At 37.8% G+C, this 19,608-nt stretch carries 18 protein-coding genes; 3 read left to right on the top strand and 15 right to left on the bottom strand.

All coding sequences use genetic code 11. The features are described 5' to 3' along the window. Window positions 1-26 precede the first annotated feature (26 nt). Together CKK03_RS15315 and CKK03_RS15320 are read left to right on the top strand one after the other, a co-directional pair. Window positions 27-722, top strand: a complete 696-nt coding sequence (locus CKK03_RS15315) for a FadR/GntR family transcriptional regulator (protein ID WP_099363414.1) — start codon at window positions 27-29, stop codon at window positions 720-722. 173 nt (window positions 723-895) lie between these two features. Next, window positions 896-1,606 (top strand): cell wall hydrolase, encoded by a 711-nt coding sequence (locus CKK03_RS15320; RefSeq protein ID WP_099363415.1) that lies wholly within the window; start codon window positions 896-898, stop codon window positions 1,604-1,606. A gap of 103 nt (window positions 1,607-1,709) precedes the next feature. Here CKK03_RS15320 and CKK03_RS15325 read toward each other — a convergent pair whose 3' ends face one another. Both CKK03_RS15325 and CKK03_RS15330 read right to left on the bottom strand, forming a co-directional pair. Continuing rightward, entirely contained in the window at window positions 1,710-2,462 is a 753-nt protein-coding gene (locus CKK03_RS15325) for an ABC transporter permease (RefSeq protein WP_099363416.1), read from the bottom strand. Beyond that, entirely contained in the window at window positions 2,459-3,190 is a 732-nt protein-coding gene (locus tag CKK03_RS15330; protein ID WP_099363417.1) for an ABC transporter ATP-binding protein, read from the bottom strand. Before CKK03_RS15330 ends, CKK03_RS15325 begins: the two co-directional genes overlap by 4 nt. A 148-nt stretch (window positions 3,191-3,338) precedes the next feature. Between CKK03_RS15330 and CKK03_RS23760 the strand changes: the two genes are divergently transcribed. Beyond that, a complete protein-coding gene (locus CKK03_RS23760; protein ID WP_180271266.1) occupies window positions 3,339-3,479 on the top strand; it encodes a hypothetical protein in 141 nt (46 codons plus the stop codon). Between the two features lie 30 nt (window positions 3,480-3,509). Here the strand turns inward: CKK03_RS23760 and CKK03_RS15335 are convergent, their stop codons facing one another. The 13 genes from CKK03_RS15335 to CKK03_RS15395 form a co-directional block, all read right to left on the bottom strand. Continuing rightward, a complete protein-coding gene (locus tag CKK03_RS15335) occupies window positions 3,510-4,064 on the bottom strand; it encodes a hypothetical protein (RefSeq protein WP_099363418.1) in 555 nt (184 codons plus the stop codon). A 157-nt stretch (window positions 4,065-4,221) separates the two neighbouring features. Next, window positions 4,222-4,839, bottom strand: coding sequence for an SGNH/GDSL hydrolase family protein (locus CKK03_RS15340; protein WP_245864144.1), 618 nt, complete (start codon window positions 4,837-4,839; stop codon window positions 4,222-4,224). After that, window positions 4,836-6,401, bottom strand: coding sequence for a hypothetical protein (locus tag CKK03_RS15345; protein ID WP_099363420.1), 1,566 nt, complete (start codon window positions 6,399-6,401; stop codon window positions 4,836-4,838). The genes CKK03_RS15340 and CKK03_RS15345 overlap by 4 nt, the downstream gene beginning before the upstream one ends. Window positions 6,402-6,418: 17 nt before the next feature. After that, window positions 6,419-8,260 carry a hypothetical protein gene (locus CKK03_RS15350; RefSeq protein WP_099363421.1) on the bottom strand — a complete coding sequence of 614 codons (1,842 nt, stop codon included), beginning with the start codon at window positions 8,258-8,260 and terminating at the stop codon, window positions 6,419-6,421. A 29-nt stretch (window positions 8,261-8,289) separates the two neighbouring features. Continuing rightward, window positions 8,290-9,867 carry an FAD-dependent oxidoreductase gene (locus CKK03_RS15355; protein WP_099363422.1) on the bottom strand — a complete coding sequence of 526 codons (1,578 nt, stop codon included), beginning with the start codon at window positions 9,865-9,867 and terminating at the stop codon, window positions 8,290-8,292. Window positions 9,868-9,929: 62 nt separating this feature from the next. Further along, window positions 9,930-10,910: a Gfo/Idh/MocA family protein gene (locus CKK03_RS15360; RefSeq protein WP_099363423.1), complete on the bottom strand. Its 981-nt coding sequence runs from the start codon at window positions 10,908-10,910 to the stop codon at window positions 9,930-9,932. 1 nt (window position 10,911) lies between these two features. Further along, the gene (locus tag CKK03_RS15365) at window positions 10,912-11,916 is read right to left on the bottom strand and encodes a Gfo/Idh/MocA family protein (RefSeq protein WP_099363424.1); all 1,005 of its coding nucleotides are present in this window, start codon (window positions 11,914-11,916) and stop codon (window positions 10,912-10,914) included. A gap of 47 nt (window positions 11,917-11,963) precedes the next feature. Then, window positions 11,964-13,307, bottom strand: coding sequence for a GH1 family beta-glucosidase (locus CKK03_RS15370; protein ID WP_099363425.1), 1,344 nt, complete (start codon window positions 13,305-13,307; stop codon window positions 11,964-11,966). A gap of 30 nt (window positions 13,308-13,337) precedes the next feature. Beyond that, entirely contained in the window at window positions 13,338-15,221 is a 1,884-nt protein-coding gene (locus tag CKK03_RS15375; RefSeq protein WP_099363735.1) for a beta-N-acetylhexosaminidase, read from the bottom strand. 46 nt (window positions 15,222-15,267) lie between these two features. Continuing rightward, window positions 15,268-16,437 carry an N-acetylglucosamine-6-phosphate deacetylase gene (nagA, locus tag CKK03_RS15380; protein ID WP_099363426.1) on the bottom strand — a complete coding sequence of 390 codons (1,170 nt, stop codon included), beginning with the start codon at window positions 16,435-16,437 and terminating at the stop codon, window positions 15,268-15,270. Window positions 16,438-16,480: 43 nt separating this feature from the next. Continuing rightward, window positions 16,481-17,485 carry a zinc-dependent alcohol dehydrogenase gene (locus tag CKK03_RS15385; protein ID WP_099363736.1) on the bottom strand — a complete coding sequence of 335 codons (1,005 nt, stop codon included), beginning with the start codon at window positions 17,483-17,485 and terminating at the stop codon, window positions 16,481-16,483. A gap of 21 nt (window positions 17,486-17,506) precedes the next feature. Next, window positions 17,507-18,562 (bottom strand): dihydrodipicolinate synthase family protein, encoded by a 1,056-nt coding sequence (locus CKK03_RS15390; RefSeq protein ID WP_099363427.1) that lies wholly within the window; start codon window positions 18,560-18,562, stop codon window positions 17,507-17,509. Further along, window positions 18,562-19,578: an NAD-dependent epimerase/dehydratase family protein gene (locus CKK03_RS15395; protein WP_099363428.1), complete on the bottom strand. Its 1,017-nt coding sequence runs from the start codon at window positions 19,576-19,578 to the stop codon at window positions 18,562-18,564. Before CKK03_RS15395 ends, CKK03_RS15390 begins: the two co-directional genes overlap by 1 nt. Window positions 19,579-19,608: the final 30 nt, after the last annotated feature.

Consider the following 19,608-nt stretch of genomic DNA (forward strand, 5'->3'; position numbering starts at 1 on the left):
TAATAGATATGAAAGGTGATAGAAAAATGATTGAACCAGTGAAACGCATGAATGTTACAGATAGTATTGTTAACCAAATTAAGGACCTTGTTCTCCAAGGCAAACTAAATGAAGGTGATAAACTTCCCCCAGAACGAGAACTAATGAACTTATTTGGAGTTGGTAGGCCTTCATTAAGGGAAGCACTGAAGGTGTTGGAAGCGCAAGGTTTAATTGAAAAGACACAGAAAGGTACGATTATCACAGGTAACCATGATAAGTTTTTCTCTGACTCCCTCATGTTCCAGCTCTATTTTTCCTCTGCTGATTGGCAAGATATTTTTGAGGCTCGTAGATTTTTAGAAAAGGAATTAACCTACCTAGCAACAACAAGGGCAAATTCTGAAGACTTTAATGAAATCGAGCAAACCATTGTTGATATGGAACTTTCGGTTCGTGAAAACAATCAAACAGAATATGTTCGTTCGAACCTGGAGTTCCATAAAAAAATTGCGAAAGCATCGAAAAACCTTGTCCTATTCAATCTATATGAATCCATTAATAATTTAGTGAAGCACTCTCAGGAAAGTGGAGTGACTGTATATGGGGTAATGAACGAGTCACTCAATTACCATAAAGCAATCTTTAAAGCGATGAAAGAACGTAATGCAGAACGTGCTAGCGACCTTATGGTACAACACATCAATAGCGTCGAGGGTTATTTTCAAAAGAGCCAAAATTGATTTGAAGACGGTTCTCTTTCTAAAAAAGAACCGTCTTTTTTACTAGTTTTTGGAAGATAGACAAGTTGTAATCTACCTGTAAAGAAACTGTAATACTAATCTACTTATTTTTTTCATAGAAATTAGTCATAGAGAGTTACCCAGTACTTAAATTAACTAGGAGGACTATCACTATGAAAAAAATACTATTAGGACTAGCGATCTTTATAGCATCTCTATTTTTTGCAGACCAAGCGTTTGCGTATACTGTACAAAAAGGTGACACGATGTCAGAAATCGCAACTAAACATGGAATGACTTTAGAAGAATTAGCAGTAATGAACCCACAAGTAGAAAATTTAGACCTGATTATTGTAGGTCAACATATAAATGCAGAAGTAGATGATAACTCGCCTAAATTATTTGAAGGTATGCATGTTGAAAAGAAAGAGGAAGTTGTAGTAGCTACCTTAGAAGCTAAGCAAGAAACAGTAAAAGCAGAGAAAGTCGTTACTGAAGTTAAAAGTGTTTCTACGAATTATAATTTTTCTTCAGAAGAACTAGATTTGTTAGCAAGGATTGTACGAGCTGAGGCTCAAGCAGAACCTTTTGAAGGAAAAGTAGCAGTTGCAGCAGTTGTGTTAAATCGTGTAGAAAGTCCGAAATTCCCTGATACGATCCGAGATGTAATTTATCAGCGTGGCCAGTTCCAACCTGTACGAAATGGTCAAATTAATAAACCTGCTGATGAAGAGTCGATAAAAGCAGTGCGCGCTGCACTCACTGAAATGCGAAATATTGCGAAGGATGCATTGTTCTTCTATAACCCAACAATTGCGACAAGTCGTTGGTTGGATTCAAGAACAACAGCCGTTAAAATTGGACGCCATGTATTTAAACATTAAATTATGAATTCGAAAATAAGCTAGGGAACTAGTGAAGTTCCTGTTAACTATAGAGTAAATGCCTGAGCCCTGAGGGTTCAGGCATTTTTGATTTTTTCCGTTATTACCTCATCTTCAAAAATTGCATACGTTGGTTAAATAATGTTGGATACGATAAAAACCCGAGCATTATGCTTGTGACAGCTGCTGTTGTTAAAAGTAAAAAGAGTACGAGCAATTGAAATTGGACTGCTTGAATGGGATTTGCACCTGCGATGATTTGACCGCTCATCATACCAGGCAGTTGAACGAGTCCGATTGTTTTTTGGCTTTCAATTGTAGGAATCATACTTGCCTTGATTGACGTAATCAGTTGTGTATGGATCGCTTGTTTTGGTGTCCCTCCTAAGGACAGAATAAGCTCGGTTTGCTCCTGATGGTTGTCAACCTCAGACGTAAATCGATTTAAAAATAAAATTGCAAGAACCATTGAGTTGCCAACAACCATTCCGCTGATTGGAATGATGTATTGGGCTGTGGCTGGCGTAATCTGAAACCCGAGTAAAATAGCCTGAGTTAGTACCTCCATAAAAATAAAGGTTGTTGCGATTTTCCATGTGATACCTTTGATGGCCTTTCCTTTTTTCCTCGCATTCTGTGTAGCCGCCACAATCATGACAATGACCATTAGAAAAATATAAATGAGACTTTCCGTATCAAAGACAAATTTTAAAATATAGCCAACTGCAAATAATTGAATGATTGACCGGACAACTGCAATGGTCGTGTCTTTTTCCAATCCCAGATTAAATGTTTTCGATAAGAAAATTGGAATTAGCACAAAAATCAGGGCGATTGCTAAAGCAAGTGTGCTCACTCCATCATCTCCCCCTTCACAAATTGTTTTACTTTTTCATGAGTAGGAGATTTCAACAATGCACTCTCGCCTGTTTCAATAACTTCCCCTTCCATCATTACCCACACATAATTGCCAATTTCAATGGCTTGCTGGAGATTATGGGTAATCCAGATGATGGTTACATTGTACTTCTTGTTGATTTTTACGATGAGTTCTTCAATTTCGTGTTTCGAAATTCGATCGAGTGCGGATGTTATTTCATCCAACAGCATGATTTGCGGATGGTTGATCAGCGTGCGTGCAATAGAAACCTTTTGGCGCTGTCCACCTGATAAATCTCGGACATCTCGATTTAGGTATTCTTCTTCTAAACCAACATCTTCTAATAAATCCTTGGCTACTTTTTCTTCTAAGTCTTTATTTTGAAGTGTCATTGGTAAAGCAAGATTATGATAAACAGACCCGTTTACCATTGGTGCATTTTGCAGGCCAATTCCGACAGCCCGACGTAATTCAACCGGTTCATATGTTTGGATGTCTTTTTCCTTTATGTATATTTCACCTGAATTTGGTGACAGATGTCCATTACAAAGCTTTAAGAGAGTTGTTTTCCCAGCTCCAGAAGGACCAACCAGTGATGTAATCGTCCCCTCATAAAAGGATCCCGTAATATTTTTTAAAATATGTTTTTCATCCGCATGAAAATTCACCCTGTTAAAATGAATGGCTGGTTTTAATGTTTGCATTTGTTCACTTCCTTTGTTGCGATAACAATAAGATAACATACGAGTATGTAGTATAGATAAATTTTAATTCATTTTTGTATATTATGTACCTTTTTTATCAAAGGCAATTTAAAATAAGTCTATATGTAATTAATTAGGAGTGGTTGTTTTGCAGCATAAGGACAGAGTCATCATAATTGGCCCTTTTATAAAAGTGATGAACCTAAAACGTCCAATGACGATTTTAATGAAACCAAGTATTGTTTTTGCGGTCTTGAAGAATGGGTTGACGAAAAAACGGAGACTGTGATTGGTCACAGTCTCCGCATAACAATTATAATCAGCCTAGAACCACTCTTTCGTTTAATTCCTCATGATAAATCCACGCATTTTGTCCAGGTGTTGTGGCACCTATCCATACAAAAAGCGGATCCGGCCCATGTGAGCCATTAAACGTGACGACGAGATGTTTGTAGCTTTTGAGATTATATTCTTCATCTTCTCGGAAGAAGGATAGCTGCGGATTGTACAGCCGATTTCCTTCTGTATATTCATTTCTGTATTCACTATATTCAGGTAAATCTTCTGGACGTTTTACTTGGCTAAATGTGACCACAATTTTTCGAGTTTCAAAAAAGAGCGATACATATTCATATGATAAGCCCGCTGTTCGAATTTCAGGCGTCACATTCAATTCTGGATATTGATTCGCGATTGTATAGATGGAGTCGAAAACATAAGAGGCGCGTTGTCTGGAGATGAAGTTTCTTTCGGTGACGAGATCAGGCTTTCCCTCTCTATCCTTATAAAAACGCTTTAATCCACGTTTTATCCCTTTGATTATTAATTGTCGTTCAGCGCTACTTAAATAGAATTCATGACTAGAATCTAGCAAGAAACGAACCTCCCTATTGTTAGTTTTCCTTATTATACCTTCAAGGGGGTGTCGAAAAGTGTTAGATTGTGAGCGAATCTATTAAACTTATTCAAAAAAGAAAGAGTAAACTTTTATACACTCTAAGCCTACTCTTTCCATTCATGATTTATTAAGCTTATTCAAACAGATCCTTAGTTGCTTCTATCCAGGTTTTAGCCATTAGCATATTCCCGATGGTGTTCATATGAACACCATCTATCGTAAGAGGAAAGTCCTTCTTATGATTTAAAAATGAAATAAAGGACTGATGGGTCGGAACGATTCCTGCATTATATTTTTCTGCTAATCGGTGGATAATTTCAATATATGGTTTTAGCATAGAGTTTCCTTTTCCGCGAATATCTTCTGAAATAACAGTGGGTTCCATTAAGACAATTGAAGCATTGGTTTTTTCCTTCGTATCTATAAGAAGATTCTCTAACACTTCTTCAAAACGTTCTGGTAACACTTGCTCCATCTCAGGAGAATCTACTTGTCTCCATACATCGTTAATACCAATGGAAATCGAAACAATATCAGGTTGAAACGAAATTACATCCTGTTCCCACCGCTCAGCAAGGTCGGTTACCCGATTTCCGCTAATCCCTTTGTTTATGATTTCAATATCCCTTTGTGGATACGTAACCTTTAAATAATCATGAAGCAATCGCACATATCCTGTTCCAATGTTATCACTCTCGTTAATCCCCCACCATGTTATGCTGTCACCAATAAAAACAATTCGTTGTTTCACACTTTTCCCCTCCATGTCTGTATGTAATCCTCTAGCTTTTCACACACATAATAAATATAAAAAGTGATCAGGCTGTTGGGATCATTTACATCCTTGATGGAATCGACTTTTAAAGGCTCGATTTCCCTTTTCCAATTTGAGAAGTCAGTGATAATCACGCTTAATTCTTCATGCTTATCTATTTTTACAGGATCAATCACACGATATGGAAATAGAGGTACATTCCACTTCGATACTTCCGAAAGCACATTTTCCATTAACTCTAGAGCTATTTTAACCTTTATTCGATGTTCGTCGAAGATGGAGTAGAAATCTTCCTCAATCTCCTGGAAGTCATCTCCCCAAGTTAACCGTGCAAAATAATAATTGTTCATTAATTGTAACGATTCCCATGGAAAAGGAAGAGCCAATTTTTTCTCATCTTCTTTAGCTATATAAGGCACAATTAGATTAACCATTGAATTGATTCCTAATTTAGCGTACATTTCGATGTCCTCATGAATTCTGCGTAACAAAGGAGGATATAAGTCACCTAACATATAATGATCACTATAATATTCAAAAATAGTAATTTCCTTTTGATTGGCCTCGGTTATGTGACACCATTTTTGTAAAGCCTCAAATGCTCTTTCTTCCTTCAAAAGAGATTGCTGATAATTTCTTCCCCAATAAGCAAATAGCGTATTTACTTTACTAGAACCATTTAACCCTTCGTGAAGTTCTAACATATCCCAGGATAAGCCTGCATTGTAGGCAATATGCTCTACCTCAATGCCAGGAATTTCACTTTGTAAGAGTTCGGTAAATTCTATGTAGCGAGCTAAAAAGTCTTCGTTATCATTTATCCCAATATCGGCTGGCCATAAGGATACTCGTTTAATGGATGTTGTTTCTTCACTATAGCTTTTTATTTTATCGATTAGCGTATGCTTCCAGCTATCATCCGAAAAGTCAATCTGCTTTTTTTCAGAAACAGAGGGTTCCATTAATAAATAGTGCATGCTATGCCCGCCAATTGTAATCGATAGGCCTCTTTTTTCAATCTCTTCTTCGATTATATGTTTTACTTTATCCCATAGCATAAAAGTAAAAAACAGTTCATTTATATAGTGTTTCGCAGCCCAATCGATAAGTTGCGATAGGAAAGGAATATCATCGTAATTTTCAATTACTAGCCCTCTCCTTACCATATTTCCGTTATGGATTTCAGCCGGTATAAAACGAACGTCCTTGTATTGTATTTTTTCTTTAGATAAAAAATGAACCCATTTGTAGCCAAACAGTTTTTTACAGAGATGATATACTCCATAAAGGACTGATCTAGTATTGCTTCCAATAATATAAATTTCTCGTTCTTTTTGTATAAAATGAAAAGCATCAACAGCAGGATCATTTTTCAATAAAGACTGTTCAATTAAGCCTTTTTCTATAAAATCTTGATCCAACCCTAGAACAAACGAATAAGTTATAGGCTCTTGAACCTGTTGTGAATACTTAAGCAACTCTTCTTTAGCAAATATAATTGCTGGATCGCTATTAAGAGTCTTACATCTAACTGACATCTTGACACCTCATCACATTAGTCTAATAAGGATTGATTTAATTCTTTTAAAATAAGGCCTGATAATATAATGGCGTTCGTCCATCCACTTTCTATTACATATGCCCCCCAACCCGTGTCACCATTATTGCCAAAATACTCTCCGCTGTCTAGATGATAGGAACGCATCCATCCGCCATCAAATTTATTTCTTGGAGAAGTGATTTGAATATTTGATAAAAAGTGGGCGAGTTTCTTATGAAAATTTTTAATTTTAGAGTCTTCTGTTGCTTTCCATGCCTCCCAAGCATTCATCAGTAAGAAATTATTTGTGTACAATTGGTCTGCAATTCCTTCACCATTCATTCGGAACACACCCGTATCCTCTGTACCATAGCGTTCAGGATCCGGATTATCACTTTCTTCGATCCCACCAAGTTTATGTTGATTCTCAGTTAGATAATCAAGCACTTCATATAAACCTTCCTGAATGGTATCGCTCTTTGTAACAGCAAATAGTTGGGCCAATGATAATAGAAATCTGCTATATCCAGCCGTTTTGCTATACATGAATGTCAAATCCTTTTTATTCTCAAGCATAGTTAACGTACCTTGATACGCAGTTTCTAAAAACTTTTCATCCTTTGACACACAATACGCTTGTATAAAGGCAGCATGGACAATTGCTTCAAAATGAGGATTCATACTAGCCATCGTCGAATTTTGGAAATAGGCGGTTCCTTTCTCTTTTAGCTCTTGTTCACGAATACATTCTGGGCGAAGTCCATTTTTATTCTGCGTTTTTAATAGAGCATACGCTGTTAATAGGCCTCTTTCTTTATATATGGTTTGACCTGTTTTACGGTACAAATATAAGAGAACAAGTGTTACCCAACTATTATCATCAGAAAAGATTTGGTCCGGATTTCTCTTCGGACTTTGAAACCATTTCCAAAAACCATATGTAGCTGAATTCGGATCTGTATCCTGATAGCCGGCTTCAAATAAGTAGTTGAATAACTGTTGTGATCTCTCGGTCCACTCAGGGTCCTTCGCATATTCCCCATACAGGTAGAATAAAAGGGCTGTATGTGCATGACAATCCGGTCGGAAATCCTTACTTATATGGCTTCGAATTGAATGGACATTTTCATAAACTCCACGACTACCATTTTCCTTCGGTAAGATTCCAGAATGTAAAAACCAGTTCATCCCTTTTTCGATTGTTTGTTTAGTATCAGATTTCTCTGATGTTTGAATGATTGGTTGGATTGATTGTAGTGGTAAGTGATACTCCATCTGAAGCCATTTTACAAATGCATTCCATAACCAATTAGGTCGTAACGTCCAATTCTGTTCATTACCTAAAAAAGAAAACGTTGAAAAAATGGTTTTCCCCTTCCCATGCTTTTTCACAACAATTCCAGGGTATTGCCCTTCCTCTTCAGTTTGATGGGTTTCCTTGAAATGACCTATATCTAAAAGCCGTTCCGTGTCGAAGGTGAAGCCTGTTAAAAAGGCACCTTGCCATTCGAGTAACTGACCTTTCTTACAATATGAAGTATTTTGAGAAATCACTAGTTTTTCTAGACGACGGTTCGTAACTGTGAAATCCTGCTTGAAACCAAAAAGGCGAGATGACGGAAAATCCTCACAGTTGATCAGTTCCCCAAATAGGATTCCACCATGTTCAACATAATCCCAAAGATTTTCAAGTGTGTCGTACGGTAGTTTCATTGGATTTCCATTGTCATAACCATTGATAAAAATAACTGAGTATTGATGAAGGTTCTCTTTTAAGAGTAGATTAATATCCGAAAAATAATGAGTATAGCTTACAACGCTTTTCATTTGCATACTTTTGTCAACTAAAGCGATCAAAGTTTATCCACTCCACTCTTTGTCTTCATTTAAATTTTGTGGATTTTGGGCCAATCAAGTTCTATTCCTGCTTTCGCTAAACGCGATTGAAAATCCGTTAGTTTATCATCTTGATTTCTTACCGCATGTGGGATGATTTCATGATCAATACAATAAGCCGCTAAATGTCCTGCCACCTCACCAATATTCCACTCCACTGGATGTAATCGATAACAACCATTTGTAATATGAGTGGTGCCAATATTTTTGCAAGCCGGTAACAAATTTTGAATCCGTATAGGTAGTAAACTCCCGAGAGGAATTTGGAATGGATGGGACGAAATATCAATATACGTATCCAATCCTGTACTCGGATGTAAATCTAAACGATAACTTCCAATCCCTACACTATCGTGAAAGAACGTGGCACTCTCTTTCCCATCGATTTCACCACTGATATCTTGTTCTTTTACGGTATATTGTGCTTTTATTCGTCGTGATTCACGGATATATGGGTACATGGCTAAGCCATCTTCTGTTCCTAAAATGTCTTTCCTTAACCGTATACCAGGATATCCTTTTCCTCCATCTGGACGAGGCGCTTCCGTTTGCATCCAGTAAAGCAGGGATAAACTTAACTGTTTGGCATTATATAAATGTTTTTCTTTCTCTTCATCAGTTACATCAATAAGGGGACCTAGCCAATAATCATTTTGTGGCCAATTGACGATGGTTACATCACTCTGAAACATACCTGGTTCAAAATTATCTTTATCAATAATTCTTCGATAGTTCCATAATGAAAAGCGTTCTGGTTCGTAAAAAAAGGAATACTCAATCGGTTCTAATGTGTGAGGCACAAGTCCCCACCAGCTTAATTGTTTGGCTGGCCAAAACTCTGCCTGATAGTTCTTCCAAAATTCATATTGATCAGGTTTTTCAATTGTATGATTTTCCCCTTCAATATGATCAATCGCAAAACAATAAGTAAAAGCTTGCATATTGTAGGGTTGATGTTCCTTAGGCGCATGGGCTTCCCCTGTAGCGGCTTGCGATTCAGCTCCAATTACATATTCAACATTGGCAAGTGGTAAAACATCTCCCATTTCAGTTGCATCCAAAAAATATTTCCCTATTAACTGGTATGAATGTCCAGTTCTTGAATGCTGAACGGTTACCGATTGAACTTGATCATTTTCGGATTTAGCCTTACTAATTTTATACTCTGTTAATAACGTCAGCCTTCCACTGCTTATATAGGGCGATAACATATCGTAAAGGACACGTAACGCTACTCGTGGCTCATGACTTATGTTACTAACAATGGCATTACCAGGGTTGAATTGATCATTCATCCGTTCTTTGGTCTTAACTGGATAATTGGAAAGATAGTATTCTCTGATTTTTTTTCGGAAAGTCTGATAGGTTTTCGTTGCTCCAAATCGTTCAATCCATGGATGCTCATCCGGTGGTACACCTTGACTTGTAATTTGACCACCAATCCATTTCGTCTCCTCGGTCAAGACTACGTTTTTACCAGATTGTAAGGCGGAAAGTGCAGCGGCACATCCTCCGAGGCCACCCCCTATAATAACAATATCTGTTTGCAATTCTTCAGAGACTTTCATCGTATGCCCCCTTTCATTTTCGAGAGCTCGATATGATTCGAGCTCTTAGATTCAGAATTACCTCAAATCCCCTTTAGTTTTACAGGTTCTCTCTTTTCAGAAGATTGATAGGCTGCTAGAGCTACCTCTACTGCTTTTAATCCTGAATGGCCTGATGCTAGGGGTGATCTACCTTCTTTTACACTTGCAATAAAATCCTCAATCAGACCGGCGTCCATATCATCGCCCCAGCCAATCCATTTGACCCCTTCGTGATTAGAATAATAGTCCATCTTTTGCGAAAACGCATCTATCTTTAAGGTCCCATTTGTTCCGATAATTTCCATTGTTACATCGCCCCACGTTGGATAAAAGCTGTTTCTTGACCAACTGCAATCGAGTGTAGCAAACATACCATCTGTAAATTCCATTGTGAGAATACCACAATCATCAATCGGATGATCAATATATACATTGCCGATTTCTGCGTAAACTTCTTTCACTTCTGCTCCTGTAAACCATCTCATGATATCGACTACATGAACTGTATGATCAAGAACCGCTCCACCACCGGACTTCTCCTTATCAATAAACCACCCTCCAGGATTGGTTCCCCTGTTTGTACCCTTTATGGCCAAAATTTCTCCCAGTGCACCATCTTCAATCACCTTTTTAGCATGTTGAATGGGAGTGTTAAATCGAACAGGAAAAGCTGTACCTAACAGGACTTGATGTTGTTCACATACGCTTATCATTTCTTCAATATCTTTTAAATTGGTTGCTAACGGCTTTTCACATAAGACATGCTTTCCTGCTTTAGCTGCAGCAAGTACATGCTGATGATGAAGATTGTTTTCAGATGTCACAATAACAGCGTCAATATCAGAATCAAGCAAATCCTGAAAATGATGATGATATACTGTATCGTATAACTCAGAATTCTTCCTTCCTCTTTCTTCATTCTCATCGGAAATACCAGCTAATGTGACACCTTTCATATTTTTGATGACTGATGCATAACTATGGGCGTGCATATGAGCAAAGCTTATAATTCCAATCTTCATATCAGTTCTCCCCCTTAAGGCTCAGTGATACAGGTAGACCTGTTTTTAAAGATTCGAGGGCAGCAACTGATATCTCCATTGCTTTATATGCATCTTCTGCAGTAACAATTGGCGTGTCATTCGTTTTCAAACATGATAAGAAATGCTCTAGTTCTATATGATACGGTGACTTTTTCATAGGACTTTGAGGTACCTCAACACCGTTTTGTTCCTCGCTCGATTGTCTAATCGAAAGTAAAACAGGCTCCTCTTTTAAACTATCATATTCGATGATTCCGGTTTTTCCGGCGAATTCAAATTGAGAAGAAAAAGTTTGATGAGCCCACGTACCTTCCACATGGGCAATAACACCGGATTTAAAGACTAAGGTCACAATCGCATAATCGAGATGGTCCAGTCCTTTGTCAGAAAGTCCTTTCGCAAATACTCGATCCACTTCACCGAAAGTCCAACGTAGAAAATCAAAATCGTGAATGATTAAATCCAGGATCACACCACCACTTTTTGATTGGTCTGCGTACCAATCACTCCATCCCAATGGGAAATTTCCGCCTCTTCTTGTACGAACAATCCCAATATCCCCAATTGATCCTTGTTTAACAAGCTCTTTTGCTTTTGAATACTGTGGGAAGAAACGAACCACATGTCCGACAAATAATCTCACTTCTTTTTTCTTACAGTAATCAATCATTTCTTGAGCGTCATGAAGGGAATATGCTAATGGTTTTTCACAAATCACATCAATACCTAGATCTGCCGCTTTTATCACATATTCTTTATGCAGAAAAGTTGGAGCACATATATCGATCACATCTATACGTTCGAGGTTACCTACAGCTTCTTCTAACGTTTGAAAAATCTTTGTATCATTTTCACCTATGATTTTCTCTGCCTGCTCTTTTCTGATGTCTACAATTCCAACGACCTTGACATCTTCCATCGCATAATAGGCACTTGCATGTACCATACCCATTGTTCCGGCACCTATCAATAATACGTTCTGCATACAATCAACCTCTTTTCTCAATTTCCGAAAGTGCTTAATAAGATTATTTAAATTTCCATGCCTCCATTTGCGACGATTTCTTTGTACCAGTGGTAGCTTTCCTTCTTAATCCGATCCTGTGATTGAAAGTCTATATACACTAAACCAAAACGTTTGCCATACCCATCAGCCCATTCAAAATTATCTAATAATGACCATGCTAGATAACCGATGATTGGAATACCTGAATCAATCGCTCGACTAACAGCCGTTAAATGTTGTTTATAATAGAGAATGCGGTCTTGGTCATTGACTTTTCCATCGACAAGATCATCCTTACAACAAGCTCCATTTTCCGTAATAAAAAGCGGAATATTGCCATAACGCTCAGCAATATAATGAAACACTTTATAAAAACCGTCTGCATAGATTGGCCAGCCAATATGAGTGTGGTTATAATCAATTTCAATATTCTCGATATCTAGTAATCCTTCATTTTTCTTATAACGAGCCACATTACCGGAATAATAGTTTACTCCTATAAAATCAATAGGCTGTTGAATGATTTCCATGTCTCCGTCTTCAATATGAAGATGTGCACCTTTCTTTTTAAACCAATCCACTAAATAGTGTGGATACTCTCCCTTAAAAATAGGATCTAAAAACCAATCGATATTATGACCAATCTCTCTTTTACAAGCTTCGATATCTTCCAACCGATTACTAAAAGGTTCTCTCCAGGTGGTATTTGTTGCAGTACCTATCTGACCTTCAGTACCTAGTTCTCGAAAGATTTTAACAGTATTTCCATGTGCTAGGAGCAAATGGTGGGAAACATCAATTGCAAGTTGTAGATCTTGATTACCCGGTGCATGAATACCTCGATAATTCGATAAAAAGGCAGCACATAACGGCTCATTTATCGTCTGCCAATATTTCACCTTCCCATTGAATTCCTTAAAAATAGTTTCAGCGTATTGGCTAAATGCATCAATGGTATTCCGGTTTGCCCATCCGCCAAGATCCTGTAGCGCTTGGGGCAGGTCCCAATGATAAAGAGTTAACATTGGCTCAATTCCTTTATCCACTAAAGAGTTTACTAGCTTATGGTAATAGTCCAACCCTTTCTGATTTAGTTCTCCTTGACCATTCGGATAAATCCTTGGCCATGAAACAGAAAAGCGATACACGTTTGTACCTAAGTCATCCAATAATTCGATATCTTCTTCATAACGATGATAACTATTACATGCGACATCACCATTATCGTTATTCTTTACTTTTCCGGGTGTATGGGAAAAGGTATCCCAAATGGATAACCCTCGCCCATCTTCAAAAGCAGCGCCTTCAACCTGATAAGCAGCAGTCGCAGTTCCCCATTTCATCCCTTTTGGAAACTGAATAATCGGCATATGTCTTCCCTCCTAATGAACCGTACAATATTACCAATTAAAATTGCCCGCTGTAGCAATTCGATGGTAGAAATGATTACCTAACGAACCCTCAGGGATCCCATTTGGACCATCATGAGCTAATCTTTTTTCCTCTAATTCTTCAATACTCTCGATTAAACCTTCAAGCCAATGTGAAATTCGAAGTTTAGATGTTTCCATTCTGGCAAGTAATCCCCCGTAGCGGAATTCAATTATTTCCCAGCCAAAAGGTTTATATAGCGAAAACCAAACTTCTCTATGCTTGCTATGCAGAAGACTTATTTCTCTCGTCAATTCTTGTAACTCGGTTAGATGAAGTTTCATCGTTTCTTTATCACCATTATCATAAGCTGTTTTTAAATGAATCCCCATTTCCGACTTAAGACTAAGTACACTTGCAAGCTTTTCATAGAATTCAAATAGTAACGATGTATTAGGGTTTCTATCCTTAGCTGCCATTAATAGAGGAATTAACTTCTGATAATGGGCATTCATTTCAAGTCCACGGATATTTTCATCAAATAAACCAATAAGAAGATCCTGCCATAATAAAAATTTAGAAGCATTTGAGGAGTTCAGATTATTTTCCATTACTCCAGGCGTTTCATCTAATTGATTAAGAACAAGAAAATCCTCTAAATGGTTTCCCGTGCAGAAAAGGAAACGCTGGGCTAAATGCTCCTTTGTTACTGTTTGGTGATAGGTATTTTCTGCATATAGCTGGATAACTGGTAAAGCGGTTGTAAGTGGAGTTTCCCCTCCGTTGTCGCCCCATAATGTCGTAAAAACTTCTTGTAATCCATCTTTTTTACAAGCTGATAAAGCAGCTTCTGTCGTTGCAAATGCGCGCCCATAGTTAGGAGAAATCCCATTCCATGTCCATGCCCCACCAGCAAAAAGAGTATCTCTTCCTAACTCTTTATGCTTCTGAATATAAGTCCGATAAAACTCTTCATCTGCATGATAATAATCCCAATACACAAGTTCGACATTTTTTGGTATGGAAGTTATCGCTTCTTCTGGAATATGTACATCTTCATCGTAGTATTCGCCATGTTTTGATCCTAAGCGGAAATACATATCACTCCAAATCATTGGTTTTAGCCCATGACGCTCTGCAATTGATACAACCTGTTCTAAATGCTTATTCATAATCTCAAAACGATTTTCATATCCGTTTAAATCCAAATAACGACCTAACCCTAGTTGGTGCGCTTCATCCATTCCAATATGAATGCGATTGGATTTGAATGGTTTCGATGCAGCCTTAATCATACTTTCGATAAATTGGTATGTTTTTGATTCGCCTACTAATAAAATGTCAGCGGTGTCTCGAATTTCCTTCGCATATCCCCATTTCAAGGCCATTGTTAAATGAGCTAGAGTTTGGATACAAGGTATCATCTCAATTCCTAGAGCGTCTGCATATTGATCACAAGTCTCTAGTTCATCTTCTGTGTATCTACCACGCATATATCCGAAATAAGGATAATCGGGTACTTCATACGTATCCTCTGTATAAAGCATGACAACGTTTAATCCCATAATGGAGAGCTTTCTAAGAAATGCTTGAACTTCATCTACTTTTAAGACGGCATTTCTAGAAACATCCAGCATGACACCACTTGTTTGGAAATGAGGCTGTTCAGTTAGCTCAAATTCAACACTCTTTTGATAATTCTCTAACCACACACCCATTGCACGATAGAAATGAATTTTTTCCTGATAATATATTTCACCTTTTCCATCCTTATTGCTAACATGGATCGGACCTTCCCGCTGAATAACGGTAATCGGGTAGCCTTTTCCATTCAATTCAATACCCAGATCTTCGGTTAGTAAATCTAATCCTTTTATAATTGATTTTGTTTCACCCAATAAGTTAATATGCATATTTGATACCTCTTTTCGATTTTTACGTAACAGTTCATTATCTATCTCAGGAAAAATTCTTTTTATTACGTTGATAAACAAAATTTCCATCTATAATTGTGCTTGCTACTTCTAAATCATTTGTTAAAATAACGAGATCAGCATCATATCCAACGGCAATTCTGCCTTTACGGTCACTAACTCCGCATACAATAGCTGGATTATAGCTAGCCATTTGCACGGCTTCTTCGATTGGAATATGGCAATTGTGAATGATATATTGAATTGCCTTGTCTAGCGTTAACGAACTCCCCGCGAGGCTTCCGTTCGCTAATGATACTTTTCCATCTCTTTTGTAGACTGTCTTCCCACCAATTTGATGACACCCATCTGGCAATTGATTGGTTCCGGTGCAATCTGAAATTAATGTGATATGATCCACTCCTTTCATTTTATAAAGGAGTTCAATTATTTTTGCATGAACATGAAAGCCATCTGCGATAAGTTCACAGTTTAATTCTTGTAAATCAAGTGCTGCAAACGCAGCTGTTAAATTGCGATGTGTAAACGGACCCATTCCATTGAAACAATGAGTAACTCTTGATAGTCCGTATTTAATCGCCTTTTCCATTTCCTCATATGATGCATCTGTGTGTCCGGCAGAAATGGCAATCTTCTCTTCCCTTAATAATTGAATGACATCGGTTGCGTTTGAGAGCTCAGGAGCTAATGTTACAATTCGTATTAAATCACCAGCCAATTGAAGGAGCGGTTGTACTTCTTCTATAACTGGTTCTAGTATGTACTCCGCTTTTTGAGCACCTTTATATTTTTGATTAATCCATGGTCCTTCTAAATGAACACCCAAAAGATGAGCACCACTACTTTCTTCGGCTACTATCTGTTTACTTAATAAAAGGAAGGTTTTAATATCTTCTAATGTGGCTGCCCTTGATGTTGACAAGAAACTTGTCACACCAAAGGATGGGAGCCCATTTTGAATGCGATAAAAACCTTCCTTTGTACGATCCATAAAATCTTGACCATTTAGACCGTGTATATGTGTATCGATAAAACCAGGACAGATCCACCCTTCTACTTGGTAGTAGGGCAGATCCTCCATGTTTTTCTTACCAACGAAAATGATTTTTCCATCTTTGATTTCAATGATTATATTTTTATCTATTCTCTTATCAGTAACAACATTTCCATGTAAGTAAAAGTGGTTACACATCATTTGATATCAAAATCCTTTCCGTTGTTATGACAAATTCAACGTTTTACGAAAACTTAATGATTTTTGTAAGAGTTGAAGATTCTTTGTTTAACAGTTTTTCAAATTCTTGAGGTGCAGCTTCAAATTCAACTGCTTCTGATAGAAACGGTTTGACATCAATCCGTTTTTCTTTAATAAGTCGAATATATTCTTCAAGGTTCCTTCCTTCTGTCCATCGAACATATTCATATGGATAATCAATTGCTTCCTTCTCGTACACACTGTCGTATCTTCCAGGACCGCCCGCTCGAGAAATGAGTAACTGAGCTTCTTTACCAAACATTAAGTCTCTTGGAAAGTCTGGTTCAATATCACCTATGATGACAGCCTTGCCTTTGGTACGTATCCATTTCAAACATTCATGAGTAAGTGGAGAGCGCTTTCCTCCTGCACATAGTAGTACGGCATCTGCTCCGCGGGATTTCGTATCAATCTGAATGGCTTCTTCCATCTCTTCAACGGTCGCAAATGATTTAATATTGTCTTCCTTCAGCATTTCGACTCGACTTTCGTGAAGATCATACGTGATCACATTATAGGCTGCTGCATTGGCTATTTTGGCAATTAATTGCCCTAAAACTCCTAAGCCTACGATCACGACTGTTTCACCAAATTGAAGATTCGCAATCCGAAGGGCATGAATGGCAATCGCACCAAGTCCACCTAGAGCTGCTTCTTTCGGATCAACAGTATCGGGAACTTTAGCATACAAGGTTTTAGGAACTAGCAGATATTCATCATGATGAACATATGGTGCACCGTAACAAGCAACAAGATCCCCTTTTTTCACATCGGTGATGTCACTACCACATTCAACGACCTCGCCCATTGCACTGTATCCAAGATGAACCTGTCTTTTATCACTAATGGCTAGCAGCGATAATTCAGTGCCTGGAGAAATGACTGAATATAATGTTTTAACTAAAATATAGGAAGGCTTTCCTTCTATGCTTGGTACTTCATCCTCAATGATTTCAACTTTCTTGTTGTTGGCTACAATTCTTTTCATTTGAAATCCTTCTTCCGTCAATTATTTAGACAGCCACTTAGATAAATTCGCTTTAACAAATTCATCATCATTTAGGTGTGGGTAGCTCGTATAAATACGGTCTAACTCTTCTGCTTGACCCGGACTTAAAACTTCACGATCAACTAAACACCAATTTCCTTGAAGAAGTCCTTGTTTAGCTAAGATTTCATTAATGCCAGCTATACTGCCCTTAAAGCGATTACGTGAATCAAATATTGCGGCATTCGCATCTGTGATTTGTTGACCAAGTGTTAATAACCCATTTGGTACTGATTTTTGAGCCCTTACTACTTTAATTTCCTCAAATGTGTCAACGACTGTTTTTGTCCAGACAGACCAATGTCCCAGCAAACCGCCGACAATTCTCTTTTCTACCTTCTTGTCTCCAACTGTAAATTCAAAGGCTGTTAACAAATCATTTATGATGTTATCATCATTACCCGTGTAAAGAGCGATTTCCTCATTGCGAGGCGAATGGCAAACCGCGCGAACAACGTCAATTGAACAATATCGATCAAATGGCGCTATTTTTATCGCGTATACATTTGGAATGGAAGCAAAGCGTTCCCAAAATTCATACGAGAAAATACGTCCACCTACTGCAGGTTGTAAATAAAAACCGAATACTGGAATAACCTCTGCTACTTTTTCAGCACGCTCAATTAATTCATCCTCGGATAAATGGTTTAAGCCACCCATACTCAATAGTCCTAAGTCATAGCCGACCTCTTTACTGAATGCTGCCTCTTTAAGTGCCTGCTCAGTAGGTCCACAAATTCCTGCCACTTTAATAAAATCATCAGAAACATTGGCACGTTTCGTTTCTTCAATTGCGATTGTTAGTACTCGTTCATAAAGATTAAACTCAGGGTCTCGAATTTCAAACTGTGTTGTATGGACTCCTACTGCGATACCACCTACACCTGCATCGATATAGTAGCGAGTTAAGGCGCGTTGCCCTGCTTCATCAAGTTGTCTATCTTCAGTTAATGCTAGTGGGTGAGCTGGTATCACAGTACCTTCATGAAGCTTTTTCTTAACAGCCTCTTTTAACATTAAAATGCACCTTCTCTTTCTTGGAAGTGAGTAGGTTTATTGATCGTATGACCGTCACTAACAACCCAGTCAGCAATCATAACAATCATTTGTTGTACGGTAACTTTTGGATAACCAAATAATTTATGTGCTTGAGATGCATTATTTAATAATGCAGTTGGGCTTTCACTATTCACATATACCGGTTCCTTTTCCATTCGTTTACCAAATTCCTTTGCAAGCCATCTCACTGACAATGTTTCAGGACCTGTTACATTAATAATTTTTGGTGGATAATTTGTATGTAATAAGGAGCGAATCGCATATTCATTTGCATCCCCCTGCCAGATCACATTCACATTACCCATCGTTAAATCGATTGGTTTCCCTTGGTGTACTGATTTTGCAATTTCAAGCAATACTCCATATCGTAGGTCAATCGCATAGTTTAATCGGAAGTGAACGATTGGTGTTTGGTTTTTATGTGAAAAATAAGTTAAAACTCGTTCTCGACCTAAACAGGATTGTGCATATTCACCAACGGGATTAGGTGTCACATCCTCTGTACAACCATTGCTTAAAACAGATGTGAGTGGATACACATTACCTGTTGAAAAAGACACAATTCGTGAATCTTTAAACTTCTCTGCGACACGTCCTGGAAGATAAGCGTTCATGGCCCATGTCCGATGCTCATTTCCAACTGTTCCGAATTTCGTACCTGCCATAAAGATAATGTTCTTTACATTTGGTAGGTTTTGAAGTTCTTCTTCCTTCAAAAAGTCAGCCTTAATTGTTTCAATTCCACACGCTTCTAATTCATCTATTAAATTCTCATCTGAGAATCTTGCAACACCAATCACTTTTTTAGACTGACCTGACTGCTCTACAGCTCTTTTTGCTAATTTAGCTAATGTCGGTCCCATTTTTCCACTAACACCTAAAATCATAATATCTCCGTCCAGTTGTTGGAGATCCTTTACTAATTCTTTGCTAGGTGTAGACATAAACTCCTCTAATTCTGCAATCGTTTCCATTTAAATCCTCCTAGTAACTAATTTTTTGCC

This window comes from Fredinandcohnia onubensis, assembly GCF_002734215.1.
Lineage (GTDB): Bacteria > Bacillota > Bacilli > Bacillales > Bacillaceae_L > Ferdinandcohnia > Ferdinandcohnia onubensis.

What these genes read in the sequence shown, in the direction of transcription:
- CKK03_RS15330 (WP_099363417.1), bottom strand. Translation starts at nt 3,190, where the DNA reads ATGCAAACATTAAAACCAGCCATTCATTTTAACAGGGTGAATTTTCAT.
- CKK03_RS15385 (WP_099363736.1), bottom strand. Translation starts at nt 17,485, where the DNA reads ATGAAAAGAATTGTAGCCAACAACAAGAAAGTTGAAATCATTGAGGAT.
- CKK03_RS15365 (WP_099363424.1), bottom strand. Translation starts at nt 11,916, where the DNA reads ATGCAGAACGTATTATTGATAGGTGCCGGAACAATGGGTATGGTACAT.
- CKK03_RS15390 (WP_099363427.1), bottom strand. Translation starts at nt 18,562, where the DNA reads ATGTTAAAAGAGGCTGTTAAGAAAAAGCTTCATGAAGGTACTGTGATA.
- CKK03_RS15370 (WP_099363425.1), bottom strand. Translation starts at nt 13,307, where the DNA reads ATGCCGATTATTCAGTTTCCAAAAGGGATGAAATGGGGAACTGCGACT.
- nagA (WP_099363426.1), bottom strand. Translation starts at nt 16,437, where the DNA reads ATGATGTGTAACCACTTTTACTTACATGGAAATGTTGTTACTGATAAG.
- CKK03_RS15315 (WP_099363414.1), top strand. Translation starts at nt 27, where the DNA reads ATGATTGAACCAGTGAAACGCATGAATGTTACAGATAGTATTGTTAAC.
- CKK03_RS15360 (WP_099363423.1), bottom strand. Translation starts at nt 10,910, where the DNA reads ATGAAGATTGGAATTATAAGCTTTGCTCATATGCACGCCCATAGTTAT.
- CKK03_RS15345 (WP_099363420.1), bottom strand. Translation starts at nt 6,401, where the DNA reads ATGTCAGTTAGATGTAAGACTCTTAATAGCGATCCAGCAATTATATTT.
- CKK03_RS15375 (WP_099363735.1), bottom strand. Translation starts at nt 15,221, where the DNA reads ATGCATATTAACTTATTGGGTGAAACAAAATCAATTATAAAAGGATTA.
- CKK03_RS15320 (WP_099363415.1), top strand. Translation starts at nt 896, where the DNA reads ATGAAAAAAATACTATTAGGACTAGCGATCTTTATAGCATCTCTATTT.
- CKK03_RS15395 (WP_099363428.1), bottom strand. Translation starts at nt 19,578, where the DNA reads ATGGAAACGATTGCAGAATTAGAGGAGTTTATGTCTACACCTAGCAAA.
- CKK03_RS15355 (WP_099363422.1), bottom strand. Translation starts at nt 9,867, where the DNA reads ATGAAAGTCTCTGAAGAATTGCAAACAGATATTGTTATTATAGGGGGT.